Annotated in this window: 1 protein-coding gene; it reads left to right on the top strand. The window is 45.8% G+C overall.

Annotation, left to right across the window (positions count from 1 at the left end; genetic code table 11):
- Positions 1-200: hypothetical protein (locus tag ACEWB7_RS18090; RefSeq protein ID WP_411581099.1), on the top strand; the 200-nt coding region annotated here is incomplete at its 5' end.
- Positions 201-419 lie beyond the last annotated feature (219 nt).

The raw sequence follows: 419 nt of genomic DNA, 5'->3' as shown, positions 1-419 counted from the left end.
AAATCAAAGTCATTAAAAAAGCCGACCTCAAAGGCATCGACAAAACGATCGAGCCGCGCCAAATAAAAACAGCCGAGCAAAAGGACGAAAAAATAGCGGCGCATATCTCGCAGTGGATTCGTGATTTTGAAAAACAACGGCGCGGCGCAAAGAGAGCGGCGGAAAAGTTTTTTATACCGCCGGTCGGCAAACCGGATTAAAAAAAGCCGATAAATTCGAGAATTGCGGACGCGCGTCCCGACTAAATGAAAAAGTAATTTGCAACAACCTCTTCTCATAGCGCATCATAGATGCCAGTTATTCCATCTCTCTTGCATCGACGGTGATGCGCTCGTCTAGCGAAAAAAGTTTTATTTGACGGCGTTTTTGGAAGTTCGGGAGTTGGTTTGTATCAATCAGAGAAGTCGCTCTCTACCGGG

The organism is Acinetobacter sp. NIOH-H-8 (genome assembly GCF_046635365.1).
In the GTDB taxonomy this organism is placed as follows: Bacteria; Pseudomonadota; Gammaproteobacteria; order Pseudomonadales; family Moraxellaceae; genus Acinetobacter.
The sequence above is the reverse complement of the archived record's forward strand: the minus strand, read 5'-3'. Positions and strand labels throughout refer to the sequence as shown.